The sequence below is a fragment of the Arthrobacter sp. SlRoot2-15 genome (genome assembly GCF_059739345.1).
The window spans coordinates 2,415,549-2,432,371 of record NZ_AP046058.1 but is presented as its reverse complement, the minus strand read 5'-3'; the positions used below and the strand labels follow the sequence as shown (position 1 = coordinate 2,432,371).

At 68.4% G+C, this 16,823-nt stretch carries 19 protein-coding genes; 6 read left to right on the top strand and 13 right to left on the bottom strand.

Annotated features, from left to right (window positions below; genetic code table 11):
* The first annotated feature begins 57 nt into the window (after positions 1-57).
* Complete coding sequence (locus AC6I9V_RS11190; protein ID WP_497899495.1) at positions 58-474, top strand: PLD nuclease N-terminal domain-containing protein; 417 nt, start codon at positions 58-60, stop codon at positions 472-474.
* A 756-nt stretch (positions 475-1,230) separates the two neighbouring features.
* Here AC6I9V_RS11190 and AC6I9V_RS11185 read toward each other — a convergent pair.
* The 6 genes from AC6I9V_RS11185 to AC6I9V_RS11160 all read right to left on the bottom strand — a co-directional run bounded on the left by AC6I9V_RS11185 (position 1,231) and on the right by AC6I9V_RS11160 (position 7,226).
* Positions 1,231-1,731 (bottom strand): hypothetical protein, encoded by a 501-nt coding sequence (locus AC6I9V_RS11185; RefSeq protein ID WP_497899494.1) that lies wholly within the window; start codon positions 1,729-1,731, stop codon positions 1,231-1,233.
* 520 nt (positions 1,732-2,251) lie between these two features.
* Positions 2,252-3,346: a c-type cytochrome biogenesis protein CcsB gene (gene ccsB, locus AC6I9V_RS11180; RefSeq protein ID WP_497899493.1), complete on the bottom strand. Its 1,095-nt coding sequence runs from the start codon at positions 3,344-3,346 to the stop codon at positions 2,252-2,254.
* Positions 3,346-5,175, bottom strand: coding sequence for a cytochrome c biogenesis protein ResB (resB, locus tag AC6I9V_RS11175; RefSeq protein WP_497899492.1), 1,830 nt, complete (start codon positions 5,173-5,175; stop codon positions 3,346-3,348). Before resB ends, ccsB begins: the two co-directional genes overlap by 1 nt.
* Positions 5,175-5,930 carry a cytochrome c biogenesis CcdA family protein gene (locus AC6I9V_RS11170; protein WP_497899491.1) on the bottom strand — a complete coding sequence of 252 codons (756 nt, stop codon included), beginning with the start codon at positions 5,928-5,930 and terminating at the stop codon, positions 5,175-5,177. The genes resB and AC6I9V_RS11170 overlap by 1 nt, the downstream gene beginning before the upstream one ends.
* A 16-nt stretch (positions 5,931-5,946) precedes the next feature.
* Positions 5,947-6,558 carry a TlpA family protein disulfide reductase gene (locus tag AC6I9V_RS11165; protein WP_497899490.1) on the bottom strand — a complete coding sequence of 204 codons (612 nt, stop codon included), beginning with the start codon at positions 6,556-6,558 and terminating at the stop codon, positions 5,947-5,949.
* Between the two features lie 2 nt (positions 6,559-6,560).
* Positions 6,561-7,226 carry a histidine phosphatase family protein gene (locus AC6I9V_RS11160; protein WP_497899489.1) on the bottom strand — a complete coding sequence of 222 codons (666 nt, stop codon included), beginning with the start codon at positions 7,224-7,226 and terminating at the stop codon, positions 6,561-6,563.
* A gap of 214 nt (positions 7,227-7,440) precedes the next feature.
* Here AC6I9V_RS11160 and AC6I9V_RS11155 point away from each other — a divergent pair, with 214 nt between their 5' ends.
* The 3 genes from AC6I9V_RS11155 (at position 7,441) to AC6I9V_RS11145 (ending at position 9,736) form a co-directional block, all read left to right on the top strand.
* Positions 7,441-7,989 carry a YceI family protein gene (locus AC6I9V_RS11155; RefSeq protein WP_497899488.1) on the top strand — a complete coding sequence of 183 codons (549 nt, stop codon included), beginning with the start codon at positions 7,441-7,443 and terminating at the stop codon, positions 7,987-7,989.
* A 146-nt stretch (positions 7,990-8,135) separates the two neighbouring features.
* Positions 8,136-8,675, top strand: coding sequence for a hypothetical protein (locus AC6I9V_RS11150; protein ID WP_497899487.1), 540 nt, complete (start codon positions 8,136-8,138; stop codon positions 8,673-8,675).
* Between the two features lie 212 nt (positions 8,676-8,887).
* Positions 8,888-9,736 (top strand): GtrA domain-containing protein, encoded by an 849-nt coding sequence (locus AC6I9V_RS11145; RefSeq protein WP_497899486.1) that lies wholly within the window; start codon positions 8,888-8,890, stop codon positions 9,734-9,736.
* Positions 9,737-9,781: 45 nt separating this feature from the next.
* Here the strand turns inward: AC6I9V_RS11145 and AC6I9V_RS11140 are convergent, their stop codons facing one another.
* A complete protein-coding gene (locus tag AC6I9V_RS11140) occupies positions 9,782-10,477 on the bottom strand; it encodes a redox-sensing transcriptional repressor Rex (RefSeq protein WP_349412412.1) in 696 nt (231 codons plus the stop codon).
* A gap of 102 nt (positions 10,478-10,579) precedes the next feature.
* Positions 10,580-10,852, bottom strand: coding sequence for a glutaredoxin family protein (locus AC6I9V_RS11135; RefSeq protein ID WP_497899485.1), 273 nt, complete (start codon positions 10,850-10,852; stop codon positions 10,580-10,582).
* A gap of 120 nt (positions 10,853-10,972) precedes the next feature.
* Between AC6I9V_RS11135 and AC6I9V_RS11130 the strand changes: the two genes are divergently transcribed.
* Positions 10,973-11,791, top strand: coding sequence for an HAD family hydrolase (locus AC6I9V_RS11130; protein ID WP_497899484.1), 819 nt, complete (start codon positions 10,973-10,975; stop codon positions 11,789-11,791).
* A gap of 169 nt (positions 11,792-11,960) precedes the next feature.
* Here AC6I9V_RS11130 and AC6I9V_RS11125 read toward each other — a convergent pair whose 3' ends face one another.
* The 4 genes from AC6I9V_RS11125 to AC6I9V_RS11110 form a co-directional block, all read right to left on the bottom strand.
* On the bottom strand, positions 11,961-12,059 hold the full coding sequence (locus AC6I9V_RS11125) for a 30S ribosomal protein bS22 (RefSeq protein WP_003792170.1): 99 nt from the start codon (positions 12,057-12,059) through the stop codon (positions 11,961-11,963).
* Between the two features lie 194 nt (positions 12,060-12,253).
* Entirely contained in the window at positions 12,254-12,466 is a 213-nt protein-coding gene (locus tag AC6I9V_RS11120; protein ID WP_138768374.1) for a helix-turn-helix domain-containing protein, read from the bottom strand.
* A gap of 203 nt (positions 12,467-12,669) precedes the next feature.
* Positions 12,670-13,782, bottom strand: a complete 1,113-nt coding sequence (locus AC6I9V_RS11115) for a 3-deoxy-7-phosphoheptulonate synthase (protein WP_497899483.1) — start codon at positions 13,780-13,782, stop codon at positions 12,670-12,672.
* Between the two features lie 300 nt (positions 13,783-14,082).
* Positions 14,083-14,772: a FadR/GntR family transcriptional regulator gene (locus AC6I9V_RS11110; protein WP_497899482.1), complete on the bottom strand. Its 690-nt coding sequence runs from the start codon at positions 14,770-14,772 to the stop codon at positions 14,083-14,085.
* An 87-nt stretch (positions 14,773-14,859) separates the two neighbouring features.
* On the opposite strand from AC6I9V_RS11110, the gene AC6I9V_RS11105 reads away from it, so the two are divergent.
* Positions 14,860-16,209 (top strand): alpha-hydroxy acid oxidase, encoded by a 1,350-nt coding sequence (locus AC6I9V_RS11105; protein ID WP_497899481.1) that lies wholly within the window; start codon positions 14,860-14,862, stop codon positions 16,207-16,209.
* Between the two features lie 4 nt (positions 16,210-16,213).
* Here the strand turns inward: AC6I9V_RS11105 and AC6I9V_RS11100 are convergent, their stop codons facing one another.
* On the bottom strand, positions 16,214-16,753 hold the full coding sequence (locus tag AC6I9V_RS11100) for an ArsR/SmtB family transcription factor (protein ID WP_497899480.1): 540 nt from the start codon (positions 16,751-16,753) through the stop codon (positions 16,214-16,216).
* Positions 16,754-16,823: the final 70 nt, after the last annotated feature.

Here is a 16,823-nt window from a genome sequence, read left to right as displayed (position 1 = left end):
CGGCCCCCGGTTCCCCGGTCCTAAGCCGGAAGCTCGCATGGAGGCTAAACTGAAGCTATGCTCCGTGTCGTGGTACCCATCGTCTTGCTGGTCGTGTTTGTCTACGGGCTGATCGACCTGATCCGGACCGACGCACGCCTGGCCAGGGGCATTTCGAAGCCTGCCTGGATCGTGGTGCAGATCGTCCTGCCGGTCCTCGGCGCCGCGCTCTGGTTCCTCATCGGCCGGCCCCGCGGCAGTGCCGCCGCACCTGCCAGTTACCGCCACCCGACCGCTCCGGATGACGATCCCGACTTCCTCCGCAACCTGGAGCTGCGCCGCCGCAACCAGGCGGAGGCCGACCGGCTCAAGAAGCTCAAGGATGAGCTGGACGCCAAGGAACGTGAGCTTGGCGACGACCCCGGCCGTTCCCGCGACCCGGAATCCGGCGAAGCCAGCGGCGACACCACGCAGGGCACCGACGAGGTCAAGTAGCCCACCGCGACCCTCCGCCGATTCCGCCACGGATTCGGCCCACTGCCCCGCCGAGGCGGCCCGACGTCCGACGTAGCCCTCTGCGAGGCACCCGCTCCATTCGCCACACACGGCCCGTATCCCAACCCTCGCAACGGCCAATCACCACACACGGCCGGAATTCCACCCCGCATAGCGGCCATCTCCGGCAAACCGACGCCCCAGTCCGCGCCGAACGGTTCCCTGGACCACCAACGCCCTCCCACGACCGCAGCTCTCGTCCCCTAGGGCCATGTGCCCACCACCACGAGCAAGCAGCCGCCTCCATTCGCCACACACGGCCGCTATCCCAACCCTCGCAGCGGCCATTCGCCACACACGGCCGGAATTGCACCCCGCATAGCGGCCATCTCCGGCAAACCGACGCCACACACAGGCGCGGCACGAACTTCCGTCCAGGGGTGCACTACTCCCCAACACCCAGCCCGCTCTGTGGATAACGTCCTTGCCTCCTCCCGGCGGGCGCAGAATTCGATCATGCGCCAACCAAGTGAGCTACCCGCACAGCTTCGAGACAAGCCATTCACCATGGCAGACGCCCGCGCGGCGGGGTTAAGCCGACGTCGAACCCGGGCCCGGGACCTCGCCACGCCCTGTTACGGAGTGCGCACCGCCGCCGCCAACTCGGACGCACTCCTCGAACGGGTTCGTGCCCTGGTTGCCGTAACTGCCGCGGTGGTGAGCCATTTATCCGCAGCCGTACTGTGGGGCTTCCCCCTACCGGCATCCTTGGCGAACATGCCCCTCGTTCATCTGACGAGCCCGCCGGGCCGTCGCGCTGTGCGACGAAAGAACGTCGTGGGCCATCAGCAGTCCCTGCAGCCGGAGGAGATCGTTGCCGGGGCCAAGGTAAGTTGCACATCCCCATTGCGGACGTGGTTCGATCTCGCAGGCACACTGAGTCTCGATGATTTGGTGATCGCCGGCGACTTCCTCATCCAACGCAGGAATCCCTTGGCCACGGTCGCTGAGCTGGACGCCTATCTCGCAGGGAAGCGGGGCACACCGGGCTACCGGCGCGCCATGCGTGGCCGCGAGTTGGTCCGTGCCGGCACGGATTCCCCCAAAGAAACCGAACTCCGACTGCTCCTGCTCCGCCATGGCCTGCCGGAACCGGAAATCAACGTGCCAATGTTCGATGAAACGGGCGGCTGGATCCAGGACCCGGACCTGTCCTACGAAACGGAGAAGGTCGCGGTCCAGTACGACGGCGGCCACCACGCAACACCTGCTCAGCGCCGCAGTGACGTCTTCCGGGACGAGAACGCCCGCGATGCCGGGTGGCGGGTAGTGGTGCTGACCCAGTGGGATCTGACCCCCTTCGCCCCCGGCATGGAGCCGACGGCAGTCACCCGGGTACGGTCGGCGTTGGTGGAACGCGGTTGGAGGTCCAGCCCTGGTGCGAAGCAGCGGCAACCTCCCGGGTCGGCTCCGCGTCCCGCCCCCAACCGGCGGCCATCTTCGGCAAATGGACGGACCGCGGCCAGCCGACGAGTCCGGGCTACCCATGGCGACGAGCCGCGGGCGGCGTTGGTGGAACGCGGCTGGAGGCCCAGCCCTGGTGCGAAGCAGCGGCAACGTCCCGGGTCGGCCCCGCGTCCCGTCTCCAACCGGAGCCCATCTGACGCAAATGGCCGCTAAGCGAGAAGGCTTAGCGGCCATGTGTGGCGAATCGTGAGCCGGCGGCCAGGGGCACCCGGCCCGAGACCCGGCCCGCGGCCCGTAGACCGCCCCGGCCCTACAGCCCGGAGTAGGAGTGCAGGCCGTTGAAGAACTGGTTCACGATCGTGAAGTTGAAGACCACACACAGGTAGCCCACGATTGAGAGCCAGGCGGCGCGGGTGCCGGTCCAGCCGCGGGTGGCGCGGGCGTGCAGGTAGCCGGCGTACACCACCCAGATCACGAAGGTCCAGACTTCCTTGGTGTCCCAGCCCCAGAACCGGCCCCAGGCCTTCTCGGCCCAGATGGCGCCGAACATCAACGTGAAGGTCCAGCCCACAAACGCAATCGCGTTGATCCGGTAGGACAGGTTCTCCAGGCTCAACGCGTTGGGCACAAGGCGCATAAAGCCCAGCTTGTCGGCCCCGCCGGCGGCAATCGTCTTTTGCCGGTGCGACTGGACCAGCTGCAGCGCGGACATCGCGAAGGTCAGGGTGAACAGGGCGGAGGACAGCACGGCGATGGAGACGTGGATGATCAGCCAGTAGCTCTGCAGTGCCGGCACGAGGTGCCCCACCGGAGTCCAGTAGGCCACGGAGGCGGCCACGAGCATGATGATGGCCAGGCCGACCACAAAGGTGCCGAGGAAGCGCAGGTCGCGGCGGATCAGCACCAGCAGGAAGACGGCCACCGCCACAAACGCGCCGGTGGTCAGGAACTCGTACATGTTGCCCCACGGCACCCGGCCGGCACCGAGCGCGCGGGTGAGGACGCCAGCGGCGTGAATGGCGGCACCCAGCACGGTCACGGCGACGGCGACGCGGGCCGGAGCGCGGCGCTCCGCGCCGTAGCGCATGCCGCCGTCGGCGGTCTGGCCAGCGCCCTGGCCACCTGTGACCGCCGACGTCGGACGTTCGGCGCGCCCGACCGGGCCGGCCACGTCCGAGTCGGCGCGGTCGAAGGCGGCGGAGGAGGCCCCGACTCCGGCGCCCACCGGGACGCGGGCGACCTCTGCACCGGAGAGCTCCGCGGCCTTGAGGTCCACGGCGCGCAGCGTCTTGCTGCTCTTGGCCAGGTCCCACGCGAAGGCGATGAAGGCCACGGTGTAGGTGCCGGCGGCGAGGAGCATAAAGAGCTCGCTGTACTGGCCCATGGTTTCGTTAATGGGGAACATTACTGATCCTTCTGTGACTCAGGAGAGCCGGCTGTGGTCTGGAGGGAATCTGCTGCGGGTTGTTCCTGGGTGGGGTGCGCGCCGGCGCCTGCGCCGTCGTCCGCCCGGTCATTATCCGCCCCCGCGCTGGGAGCGGGCTGGGAGCCGGCCTCGTCCAGCGGCCACGCCGCCGCGAGCAGGGCGCGGATGGCCGAGGCCTCCCCCGCGAGGCGGTGGTCCTCGCCGCGGGCCAGCAGGCCGTACTCCACCATGGTCCGGCCGTCCTCGTGGGTTCCGGCACGGACCCAGGCGCGGCGGCGATTGACGTACAGCGAGGTGACCAGGCCGGCGACGGCGAGCAGCGCGAAGAAGAGGGCGTAGCCCTGGCCCGGGTTGTGGTGGATGTCCACGCCCACGTAGCGCTTGACCCCGTCGAAGCTGATGGTGCCTTTCCCGTCCGGCAGGGTGTGGGTAGCGCCGGGGGTGAGCACAATGCCCTTGGTGGGCAGGTTGCGGGCGTTCAGCGGCGTCAGTTTCTTCACGTCGAGTTCGAACACGTTCTGCGGCGAGCCGCTGTCCAGCCCGAGGTCGCCGTAGTACGAGTTCAGCGTCAGCTGCGGGTTGAACAGCTCGGGATCGCCGCTGAAGGAGACGCCTTCCGGCGTGACGAACGCGGTGGGCAGGAAGAATCCCGCGAAGGCAAGCTGCTCGGGTTTGGCGTCGGGAACCTTGATGACCACCGAGGAGTAGTAGTTGTCGCCCTGGAGTTTGGCAACGACCGGGCCCTGCATGGCGACGTTGCCGGCGGCGTCGCGCACCGTGACCACCGGGGCGTAGCCGTTGCCGGTCAGGTAGATGCTGGTGCCGCCCAGGGTTATCGGGTCGTTGACCTTGAGCACCTGCTGTTCGGCCGGCGCCCCCGGGTTCTCCTTCGTGGTCACGTCCGCCTTGAAGTCGATCGGCTGGCCGAACTTGCCCTTGGATTCGCGGTCAAAGGTGATCTGGAACTTGTCCAGCTGGATGGAATAGGGCTGCAGCTGGCTGCTCTGGAAGTTCGTGCCCGGGGTGAACTGGTCATAGCCCACCAGGGTGTTCACAAAAGTGTCGCCCTCCACGAGGATCCGCTGGCCGCTGTACCCGAACAGCCCGCCGGCGGCGACGGAGACGAGCACCCCGATCAGCGCGGTGTGGAAGACGAGGTTGCCGACCTCACGGAGGAAGCCGCGTTCGGCGCCCAGGGAGGGCCGGGCTCCGTCGCGGTCCCTGACCTCCACCCGGTAGCCGCGCTTCTTCAGCAGGGCTGCGGCGTCATCGATCGCGTGCGACGCCGGGATCCCGGCGCCGGCGGGAATCACCAGGGTGCCGTACTCGGGCAGCCGCGACAGCCGCGCCGGGGTGCGCGGGGGCTGGGAGCGCATGGCCTTGTAGTGCACGATGGCGCGCGGCACCACGCAGCCGATCAGCGAGACGAACAGCAGGATGTAGATGGCGGAGAACCACGCCGAGGAGTACACGTCGTAGAGCTGCAGCGCGTCGAGGATTTTGCCGTAGTCCGGGTGGTCCTTGATGTACTGGGTGACCACCGCGGGGTTCGCGGGCCGCTGCGGGAACAGCGATCCGGGGACGGCGGCGACGGCGAGCAGCAGGAGCAGGAACAGCGCGGTGCGCATGCTGGTCAGCTGCGTCCAGGCCCAGCGGAGCATGCCCGCCGGTCCCAGCGAGGGCAGGATTGCGTCCGACTTGGCGGCAGACACGGCATCCCCGGCGGGCTTCGTCCCGACGCCGGGCGTGCCGGGGCGCCTTGTGCCGTTGGCTGGGGTCTTTTTCTGTTCGTTCACTCGCTCGCTCATCAGATCGGCAATTTCACATCGGTTTGGAACCAGTACTGCAGGCCGGACACCCAGGCACCCCACACGCCGCTGGCCATCAGCAGGCCCAGCAGAATCAGGATGCCGCCGCCGGTGCGCTGGATGGCGAGCCGGTGCTTGCGGAAGAACGACATCACGCCGATGCCGCGGCGCACGGCCAGGGCAATCAGCAGGAAGGGAATGCCGAGCCCCAGGCTGTACACGAAGGCCAGCAGTGCGCCCTTCGCCGCGGAGGATCCGCCGGAAAGGCTCAGCAGCTGCACGGCCGAGTAGGTGGGGCCGATGCACGGCGCCCAGCCCAGGCCGAAGGTGATGCCCAGCAGCGGCGCGCCCCACAGGCCGGCGGGGGGTTTGGCATGGATCTTCGCGTCGCGCTGCAGCCAGGAGAACCCGCCCAGGAACACAATGCCCATCAAGATCACCAGCACACCCAGCAACTGCGTGATCCAGGCGTTCTGCGAGCCGGTGATCAGCGTACCGAGCTGGCCGAACGCCCCGCCGAGCAGGACAAAGATCACCGAGAAACCCAGGACAAACAGCCCGATCCCGGCCAGCATCCGGCCGCGCTTCTGCTGCTGCAGGTCGACGCCGGTGAGCCCGGTGACGTAGCCAAGGTAACCCGGCACCAGGGGCAGCACGCAGGGCGAGAGGAATGAGACGAGTCCTGCCAGCAGCGCCACCGGGATGGCGAGCAGCAGCGACCCGCTCAGGATGGCTTCGGCGAAGGGGCTGTTCACGGCGTCGTCGGCTCCGCTACTCGGCCACGGCGGCGGCGATCAGGGACTTGAGGGTGCCCTTCTGGATTTCACCGAGCACGCGGGAAGCAACGCGGCCCTGCTTGTCCAGCACCAGCGTGGTGGGGACCGCGCCCGGCGGAACCAGACCGGAGACGGCCAGCAGCACCGCGCCGTCCTTGTCGTTGAAGCTGGGGTAGGTCAGGTTGAACGTCTTGTCGAACGCCTCCGCCGTGGCCTTTTCATCGCGCAGGTTGACCCCGAAGAACTGCACGCCCTGGCTCTTGAACTCCTGGTGCAGGGCCTCCAGCGAGGGTGCTTCCACCCGGCACGGGGCGCAGGCGGCGAACCAGAAATTCAGCACCGTGACCTTGCCGGGGAAGTCCGACGCCGTGACGGTGGTCCCGTCGAACAGCGTCCCCTTGATGTCCACCGGCTTCTTCCGGTCGGCGACGGCGAATTCGGTCACCGAGCCGTCGCCGGCGACGTAGTTCTTGTTGTCCCCGGCCCTGGCCTGCTTGGCGAGGGCGTCTTCCTGGGCGCAGCCGGAGAGTCCCAGCACGCCGGCCAGTGCCGCGCCGCCGGCGGTCAGGACGCTGCGGCGGGTCAGCCGGGGGTCGCTCGCTGGCATGGTCAGGCCCCCGGGGTGCTCGAGGCACCGGGCAGCAGGGCGGCAGCGGGCTCGCTGTAGTCAACGCACTGCAACTTTCCGGCGTCGTCGAACACCAGGGAGGTCACGGAGGTGAGCGTGCACTCACGCTTGCGCGGGTCGTGCCACAGCGGCCTGCCTTCGGCGCTGAGCCGGGTGGCCCAGATGGGCAGTTGGTGGCTGACCAGGATCGCCTCCGCGCCGTCGCCGCCGAGCTCGATGGCGCGCAGCCGCGCGTCCTGCACCGCGGCGGTCACCCGCGCGGCCTGCTCCCGGTAGGGCTCGCCCCAGGAGGGCCGGAGCGGGTTGCGCAGCATCGGCCAGTGCTTCGGCCGGAGAATCTCGGCCCGCGAGACGCGGATCCCCTCGAAGTAGTTGGCGGCCTCGATGATCCGGTCCTCGGTGACGATGTCAAGGTTGAGGGCCTCGGAGATCGGCTGGGCCGTTTCCTGGGCGCGGGTCAGCGGGGACGCCGCGAGATGCACGATCCTGGCCCCCTGCGCGGCGCGTTCACTGAAGTGCCCGGCAAGGGTCCGGGCCATCTGCCGGCCGAGTTCGGAGAGGTGGAACTCGGGCAGCCGTCCGTACAGGACGCCGTCGGGGTTATGGACCTCGCCGTGGCGGAGCAGATGAACAGTGGCTTGGGGCATGTGTACCAGTTTCTCAAAGGGCAGGGGCAATGACGAAATCTTCTACAGGAAGTAGAACTCAAACTTTTTGCGAAATGTTCCCCGGCGACGGAATAAAAGATGCAAATGCATGTTTATACTGGGTGAAGCAGTTAGTTGAGACTTCAACAAATGAAGCAGCAACCAACGATCAGATGACCTTCCGCACGACCCACCCGACTCAAGGAGAACCATCATGGCACTTCCCGCAAACCTCACCACCGGCACCTGGACCCTCGACTCCTCGCACAGCGAGATCGGCTTCACCGTCCGCCACGCAGGCATCAGCAAGGTCCGCGGCCAGTTCAAGGAAGCCGACGCAACCCTGAACCTCGCCGAGAACGTCGCCGACTCCAAGGTCAACGCCACCATCAAGACCGCGAGCTTCGACTCCGGCGACGTCAACCGCGACGGCCACGTCCGCGGCGAGGATTTCTTCGACGTCGAGAAGTTCCCGGAAATCTCCTTCGTCTCCAACGCAATCGTCCCCAAGGGCGATGCCTACGAACTCCAGGGCGAGCTGACCATCAAGGGTGTCACCCGCCCCGTGGCGCTCGAGACCGAGCTCAACGGAGTGGCCGTCGACCCGTTCGGCAACACCCGCGCCGGCCTGACCGCCGAAACCACCATCAGCCGCAAGGACTTCGGCCTGACCTGGAACGCCGTCCTCGAAGCCGGCGGCGTGCTGGTCAGCGACAAGGTTGCCATCAACCTCGAACTGGCCTTCATCGCCCCCGCAGCCTAGTCCGGCCTCCGCACGCAGCGGACAGGCCATACCGGCACCTCGCCGGAGACCCCCCAGGCACCCCGCGCCATCCACGGATGGCGCGGGGTGCCTGGCTTAACCGGGGCCGCTGGCAAGCACTGGCGCCGCGGTCTAAAGTGAAATTCATGAGCACCACCGGCGACGTCCCCGAACCCGACGAGCCGGGCGCCAATCCCCCGAAACCGGGACGCGGCTTCAGGGTGCCGGACCACTGGCCGCGGACCTTCAACGAGGTCCTGCCCGCCGGCGGCTACTCCGGAATGTTCACTGTCCCCGCGATGCCCACGGAACTGCGGATCTCCTACTGGGTGTGGGTGATTGGCGGCCTGCTGGGTCTGCTCGCGGGGGTGATCGGTCTCTTCGGCGCGCTCGTGCTGTTCGTGGTCTCACCGCCGGCGGGCATTCTGCTGTTCCTGTTGGTCTTCGTGGCCCTCGCCCTGGCGGGGGCCCAGATCACGCTCGCCATGAAGATGAAGGAGGGCTGGGAGTGGGCTCGCTTTGCCCTGACCATCGCCGCCGGCGTCAGCCTGGTGCTCGCGGCCCTCAGCACCGGCCTCACGGGCGGCGGCAGTTGGCCGGGCTTCCTGATCAGCCTGGCCGCGACCGTGCTGATGTGGCTGCCCAACTCCCAGCCGTGGTTCACCGCGGGTAAGGCCCGGTTCTAGCCCGCGGCCAAGCGAGGTCCCCTGGCCGGCGCGGAGTCCTGGAGCGCGGCGCGGCAGAGGGCTGCAACCGGCGGAAAATGCGGCTGAGAATACCTCTGCGGAATCACCCAAACCGCCGCAGGCCCGGGGTACGGTGGAGTTAAACCACGCTGGGGGCAGGGTTAGACACTGGTCCCGGCAGTCCCATCCGCTATCGAATGCAAAGGACCGCCATGAGTAACCCGCCAGTCGAGCCTTCCAGTCCGGACGGACCCGAGTCGGGCAAGCAGGCTCCGCAGTACGGCCAGAACACTCCGCAGTACGGCCAGCAGGCCCCCCAGTACGGGCAGAATGCACCCCAGTACGGGCAAAATGCACCCCAGTACGGCCAGCAGGCACCGCAGTACGGCCAGAACGCCCCGCAGTACGGACAGCAGGGCCCCCAGTACGGGCAGCAGCCGCCGCAGTACGGGCAGAACGCCCCCCAGTACGGGCAGCAGCCGCCGGCCTACGGCCAGGGCCAGTACGGCCAGAGTCCCTACGGCCAGTCGCCCTATGCGCAGTACCCGTCGGAGCTTCCCACCGGCGGCGCCGGGACCCGGCCCTCCCAGCTTGACCTGGCGTTCTGGCTGATCATCGGCGCGGGTGTGCTGTCGCTCATCAACAGCCTGGTTGTTTCCTTCTCCGGGCCGGGGTACTTCGAGACCGCCATGCAGCAGGCGGCCGCCCAGCAGGGCCGAAAGCTCACGGCGGACGATCTCAACGCCATGCGCGCCATCATCCCCGTCAGCGGCGTGATCGGCGGCCTGATTTCCTTCGGGCTCTACTCCCTGGTGGCCTTCCCGGTCCGCAAGGGTAAGAACTGGGCCCGCATCCTGGGGACTGTCTTTGCCGCGTTCTCGCTGCTGGGCCTCTTTGGCGGCATGTTCGCCTTCGGTGTTCTGTCCGGCATCCTGCAACTCGTCGTGATCCTGATGGGCGCGGCCGGCATCGTGATCCTGTACCTGCCGTCGGTGGCCCCGTACTTCCAGAAAAAGCAGCCTTTCGCCAACCCGTATTCGCAGGGCCCCTACGGCCGCTAGTCCGCGGCCCCGCCAAAGGCGCGGGATCCGGATCGCCGACTGATGCTAGTCGGCGTCTTCCGGGTCCTGCGCCCTTTGTGCGTGATAGGCGAGGATCTGCAGTTCGGTGGCCATGTCCACCTTCCGCAGGTTCACTCCGGGCGGCACCTGGAGCATGACCGGGGCGAAGCTGAGGATGCTGCGCACGCCCGCGGCCACCACCCGGTCGCACACGCCCTGCGCCACTGCGGCGGGCAGCGCCAGCACCACCATGTTCGCGCCGGTGCGGTGCAGCACGGCTTCGAGGTCCGCGGCGTCGCTCACCCGGAGCCAGCCCACCTCGCTGCCCACGACCATCTGGTCGGCGTCGAAGATCGCCACGATTTCAAAGCCCCGGGATTCGAACCCGCCGTACCGGGCGAGGGCCTTGCCGAGGTTGCCGGCACCGACAATCGCGACCTTCCAGTCGCGCGTCAGTCCCAGCGCGGCGGCAATATGCCGGTTCAGGTACTGGACTTCATACCCGACGCCTCGGGTTCCATAGGAGCCCACATAGGAGAGGTCTTTGCGGAGAGTGGAGGAGCTGACCCCGGACGCCTCGGCCAGCGACTCGGAGGAAACCCGGTCCACGCCCTCGGCCAACAGCGTCGTCAGGGCGCGCAGATAGATCGTCAGCCGGGCCACGGCCGCGGGCGGGATCTGCTTGGCGGCAGTCCCGGCTGCCCCGGGCAGGGCGTCGGGTGAAGAATCCAGCGAGGTCACTATCTGCTCCGTTGCGTCGCGTTGTGACTCCACTCTAGAGCCCCGGCAGTTCGGGCCACAAAGCAGCCGCGGGCGCTCCCGCAGGCGCAGGTCCGGGCGTGCTCAGGCGGAACGCTCCAGCGCCCGCCGCAACGTCCGGGCCAGCCGCACCTCGTCGATCCGCCAGAAATCCCGCTGGACACCGTCCACGAGCAGCACGGGAATTTCCTCGGCGAAGCGCTCGCGCAGTTCGGCGTCGTCGTCGATGGACCGTTCCGACCAGCCGAGCCCCAGCGCGGCAGTAACCCGGCCGACGGCGCCGCGCGCGTCGGCACAGAGGTGGCAGTCGGCCTTCGTGATGAGGACTACTTCGGGAAGGGGCGCGGGTGTGGCCATGGTTCCACGGTAGCCCGGCGCGCCGCCCGGCGTCGACGCGGCCGCCGCACCACGCGTCGCCGGGGGTGCCGCGGGGACCGCTTGCGCATGGGAATCCCCGGTATTGACTAGACTCGGTGCATGCCCGAGGAGAAGATCGTCGCCGTGGCCACGAGGCCGGTTGCGTCAGCGCAGCACGGCGAGGCCGCTTTCTTCGACGTCGACAACACCCTCATGAGGGGCGCGAGCCTGTTCCACGTGGCCCGCAAGATGTACCAGCGCGGGGCGTTTACCATCCCCCAGGCGGCCGGCTTCGCGTGGAAGCAGCTGATGTTCGTGTTTCGCGGCGAAAACATCGACGACGTCCATGCCGTCCGTGACACCGCCCTGAGCCTGGCCTCGGGTTTCACCGTGGAGGACATCGCGGCCCTGGGCGAGGAGGTCTACGACGAGATGATCGAGTCCCGGATCTGGCCCGGCACCAAGGCCCTCGCCGAACAACACCTGCGCATGGGCCGCCCGGTCTGGCTCGTCACGGCCACCCCGATCGAGGTCGCCACCGTGATTTCCACCCGGCTGGGCCTCACCGGCGCCCTCGGCACCGTGGGCGAAATCCGCGACGGGTCCTACACCGGACGGCTTGTGGGCGAGATTCTGCACGGGCCCGCGAAGGCCGTGGCTGTCCGCGGCATCGCCGACTCCGAGGGCCTGGACCTGAACCGCTGCTGGGCCTACAGCGACTCGCACAATGACATCCCGCTGCTCAGCATGGTCGGCCACCCGGTGGCCATCAACCCGGACGCCCGCCTGCGCCGCCACGCCCGCGAACACAACTGGCCGGTGTACGACTTCCGGTCCGGACGCCGGGCCGCCACCCTGGGCCTGAAGGCCGCGACCGTCGGCGGGGCCATCTACGGCCTCTGGCGGGGCTTCTCCCGCTTCCGCGGCCCGACGGTCTAGGCGCCCGGCCGGGCGCCTCGTGTTTGCGCTACGGTTTCGGACCGCCGCGGCCCGGGCCCGGGGTGCCCCTGTCCGCATCCGCCGCGCTTTCGGCGGAACCCCTGCGCCCAAGCAAAGAAAATGCCCGCCGCCGGAAAGGCAACGGGCATTGACGCTTGTTGAAGTATCTCTACTTCTTGTTGCGACGCTGGTGGCGCGTCTTGCGAAGCAGCTTGCGGTGCTTCTTCTTGGCCATACGCTTGCGACGCTTCTTAATAACTGAACCCACGAAAGTTCCTTACCGGCTAGATGCAGTACCTGCCCGTTGGGAAGGGTCCGCGGGCTAAGCAAGCGAACTGAACAACTGACAGGTTCTTACAATGACGTAAAACGTTCCTTAACAGGGTACCGCCTATCCGGGGCACACCACGACCGCAGGCCCCGCGAGGGGGTCTGCTGCGGCCCGGTGCAAGCGCAGAAGACTCAGGCCGTCTCAGTATGTCCGTCGACGACAGCACCCTTGAGGTACTGCTCGACGGCGTTTTCCGGAACCCGGTATGAGCGGCCAAAGCGCACCGCCGGCATTTCACCGGAGTGCACCAGGCGATACACGGTCATTTTTGATACCCGCATGACATCCGCGACCTCGGCCACGGTGAGAAAGCGCGCGTTGGAGAAGTTGGCCTCCGAAGACATTTCCCTTATTCCTTTTGCTCAAGCGAACGGCTGCCCCGTCTGAACGACATGGCGGTGTGCCGATGCTGAGCCATCAAACAACCATGTGCTAGATACTCTAGGGGTTTGTGGTGCCAATGTGAAAGGTTTCCGCAGGAATCTGCGAAGGATTTCCGCAGCAAGGGCCCCGGGCCGCCAGCCAGGGCGGACCGGATCCGGCGTCCTCAGCGCCGCGTGCGCCGGGTGCGGGCCGACGCCGCCAGCTGGGCCAGCACGGAAGCCGTCACGTCCCAGTCCATGCAGGCATCGGTGACACTCTGGCCGTAAACCAGGTCGTCGGTTCCGGCGGCATGTTCGGCGACGTCCAGGGCCTGCGCGCCGCCCACCAGGAAGCTCTCCAGCATGACGCCGGCGATGGCGGACGCGGAGCCGCCGTCGTGCTCCAGCTGTGCGCCGATCTCCAGCGCGACCTCGGCCTGGCGGTGGTGGTTCTTGCCGCTGTTGGCGTGGGACGCATCCACGATCAGCCGCGGGTTCAGGCCCTTCGCGGCGAGCCGGGCGGAGGCGGCCTCGACGTCGGCGGCGGCAAAGTTCGGGCCGTCGCTGCCGCCGCGCAGGATGACGTGGGTGTCCGGGTTGCCGGCGGTGCTGACCAGGGCGGCCCGCCCTTCGTCGTCGATCCCCAGGAAGGCCTGGGCAGCGCCTGCCGCGCTGCAGGCGTCGAGCGCCACCTGCAGGCCGCCGTCGGTGCCGTTCTTGAAGCCGATCGGCATGGACAGACCGGAGGCGAGCTGGCGGTGGATCTGGCTTTCGGTGGTCCGGGCACCGATGGCGCCCCAGGCCACGAGGTCGGCCATGTACTGCGGGCTGATCGGTTCGAGGAATTCCGTGGCGGTGGGCAGCCCCAGTGAGGTGACCTGGCGCAGGAACTGACGGGCGGCGCGCAGGCCGGCGGCGATGTCGTGGCTGCCGTCGAGCCGGGGGTCGTTGATCAGGCCCTTCCAGCCCACCGTGGTGCGCGGCTTCTCGAAGTACGTCCGCATCACGATCAGCAGGTCCTCACGGTGCCGTTCGGCCTGGCTGACCAGGCGCCGGGCGTATTCCAGCCCTGCCTTAGGATCGTGGATGGAGCACGGGCCGACAATCACCAGGAGCCGGTCGTCAACGCCGTCCAGGATCGCGCGGACCTCGTCACGGCCGCGCCCGACGACGTCCGAGCCCCGCGCGTCCAGCGGGAACTCCGCGATCATGTCCTGCGGGGTGGGCAGTGCCGTGAATTCGCTGACCCGCAGGTTCGAGGTGGACTGCTGGCTGGCGGGGGCTGTTTCGATGCTCATGGTTCGGGTCCTGTTCCGGGGGTGCGGAGCGGGCCCTGGTCAGAACCCGCCGGAGAAATGGCGAAGGGCAGAGAGTGATCTCTGCCCTGTTGGCTCTGAAGGTGTGTGGATGCGTGTCAGTTAGACGCGGGCCCCTCCAGAGCCAACGAAAAATACGCATACCAACGGTTAGTCATGCCATCGACCATATCCCCGGTCACGGCGGGAGGGCAAAGCTGGCCGTAATAATCGGACGCGCGGCGTGCCCGGCGTGCGGGGCTGCGGACACGGGCCCGGCGGGGCAGGACCGTTCCCGCAGGATCACAGGCTGCCGCCCAGCCCGGCTTCGGCGTAGTAGCCCTCGATATGCTCCGCCACCAGACGGGCGGCGGCGGCGCCGTCGTGCCCGGTGATCGCCGCCAGGATGCCCCGGTGTTCCTGCCGCAGCCGCGCCGCCGTGGCGGCCCAGTCCGGCAGGTTCCCGGTGAGTCGTCCGGCATAGTCCTGGATGGACTCGCGCAGGGAGCCCATCATGGCGCTGACCACCACGTTGCCGGCGGCGTCGGCCAGCGCCAGGTGGAAGCGCACATCGAGGGCCAGGAACTCCTCGGGGTCCACGCTGCCCTCCATCTGCTCCAGCAGCGTTGCCGCCTCGGCTAGGGCGGGCGAATCGGGTTGCGCCCGGGCAGCGGCCCAGGATTCGAGCAGCACCCGCGTCTGCACTATGTCCGCGACGGGTAGGTGCGAGGTGGCCACGTGGAGCCGCAGGGCCGAGCCGAGGGCCGCCGTCGGGTCCGAGATCACCACGGTGCCGGCGTCGGGCCCGGAGCCCACGCCCGCCCGGACCACGCCCAGGGCCTCAAGGATCCGGATCGCCTCACGGACCGAGGTGCGGGAGACGCCCAGCTGCTCGGCCAGGGTCCGTTCCGCCGGCAGCCTTCCTCCCACGCGCAGTTGCCCGCTGGAAAGGTGCTCTTCGATCCACTGCAGGACGACCCGGTGCGTACGCATGGCCACATAGTACTTGATGTGGTTGGACCACATCACCTACAGTGTGGTTGGACCACAGTGCTGGATCGAGACGCCCCGGAGGCAGCAATGACGCAACCCACCATGATCGGCAACCCTGGAAGCCCTGAGGCACCCACCACGGCGGAGGCCACCGCGGTGGATGCGGCCGGCGCGACGCCGCCCGCCGGTCTCCCGGGCATCGGCCTGCCTGCCGCCCTCCGGCGCCGGGTGCCGAAGTATTCCGACCTCGCGCCGCTGATGCAGTTCAAGAAGCCGGAGTTCGGCCGCGAGGCGAGGCTGCGCCGGGCCAGCACCATCTGGGACCTGCGGGACATGGCCAAGCGGCGGACGCCCAAGGCGCCCTTCGATTACACGGACGGTGCCGCGGAGGCGGAGATCACCCTGCGCCGGGCCCGCGAGGCGTTCCTGGACATCGAGTTCCGCCCGGGCATCCTGCGCGACGTCTCCAGCGTGGACCTCGGCACCGAGATCCTGGGCAAGCCCTCCCGGCTGCCCGTCGGCATCGCTCCCACCGGTTTCACCCGGATGATGCAGTCGGAGGGCGAGTACGCCGGATCGCAGGCCGCCGCGGCCGCCGGGATCCCCTACACGCTCTCCACCATGGGCACCGCGTCCATCGAGGACGTGGCGGCCGCCGCGCCGGACGGCCGGAACTGGTTCCAGCTCTACCTCTGGACTGACCGGGACCGCTCGCTGGAACTGATCGAGCGCGCGGCCCGGGCCGGCAACGACACCCTCATGGTCACGGTGGACACCGCCGTCGCCGGCGCCCGGCTCCGCGACGTCCGCAACGGCATGACCATCCCGCCGGCTCTGACCCTGAAGACCGTGTTGGATGCCTCCTACCGGCCGGCGTGGTGGTTCAACTTCCTCACCCACGAACCGCTGACCTTCGCCTCGCTCTCGCGCTACACCGGCACCGTGGCGGACCTGATCAACTCCATGTTCGACCCCACCTTGACGTTCGAGGACCTCGACTGGCTGCGCGAAACCTGGAAGGGCAAGCTGGTGGTCAAGGGCATCCAGACGGTCGACGACGCCCGCAAGGTGGTGGACCACGGAGCCGACGGTGTTGTGCTGTCCAATCACGGCGGACGCCAGTTGGACCGCGCCCCGATCCCGTTCCACCTGCTCCCGGACGTCTCGGCGGCGCTCAAGGCGGACAACAGCGACGCGGCCATCATCCTGGACACCGGCATCATGAGCGGCGCCGACATCATCGCGGCACTGGCCCTCGGCGCCGACTTCACGCTGATCGGCCGCGCCTACCTCTACGGGCTGATGGCGGGCGGCCGGGCCGGCGTGGACCGGGCCATCGCGATCCTGGAAAAGGACATGCTCCGCACCATGGCCCTGCTGGGCATCAGCCGGATCTCCGAGCTGACCCCGGACCATGTGCGGCTGCTCGCCAGGTAGCCCGCTACTTCTTGCGTCCGAACTTCGGCAGGTTCGCCAGGAGGTCCGCGGCGCGGGTTGCGGCACGGCCCACCGTCCGGCCGATCTGCTGCGGCCGCCGATCCTCCCCTGCGGTCCCGACCGGCAGTGCTACGGCGGGGCTCAGCGCGCTGCCCGCGGGAACCCCGGGCAGCGCCTGCGCGGGCGCCGCGGCGGCCACCGTGCCGGCAGCGAGGGTGTCTGGGCCGGGCTGCGGGCGGGCTGCGGTCGCGGGAGCGGGAGCGGGCACGGCAGCGGCGGGACGGCCGACGTCGAACGTCTCCAGCCAGCTCGCGACGCCGGCCAGCGGCTTGGGGTTCAGCGCGTAGTAGCGCTTCTGGCCCTGGGCGCGCATGCTGACCAGGTCCGCCTCGCGCAGGACCTTGAGGTGCTTGGAAATGGTGGGCTGGCTCGCCTCGAGTTCCTGGACCAGCTCCCCCACCGCTTTGTCCCCGTTGCGGAGGGACACCAGAATGTCACGCCGGGTTGCCTCAGCAATGACGGCAAATACGTCGTCTGTCACCATGTCCTCCACACTAGCGACATATACGCCAGATGGCATCCACCAATTACGGACGCCCCACCGGCCCGGGTTG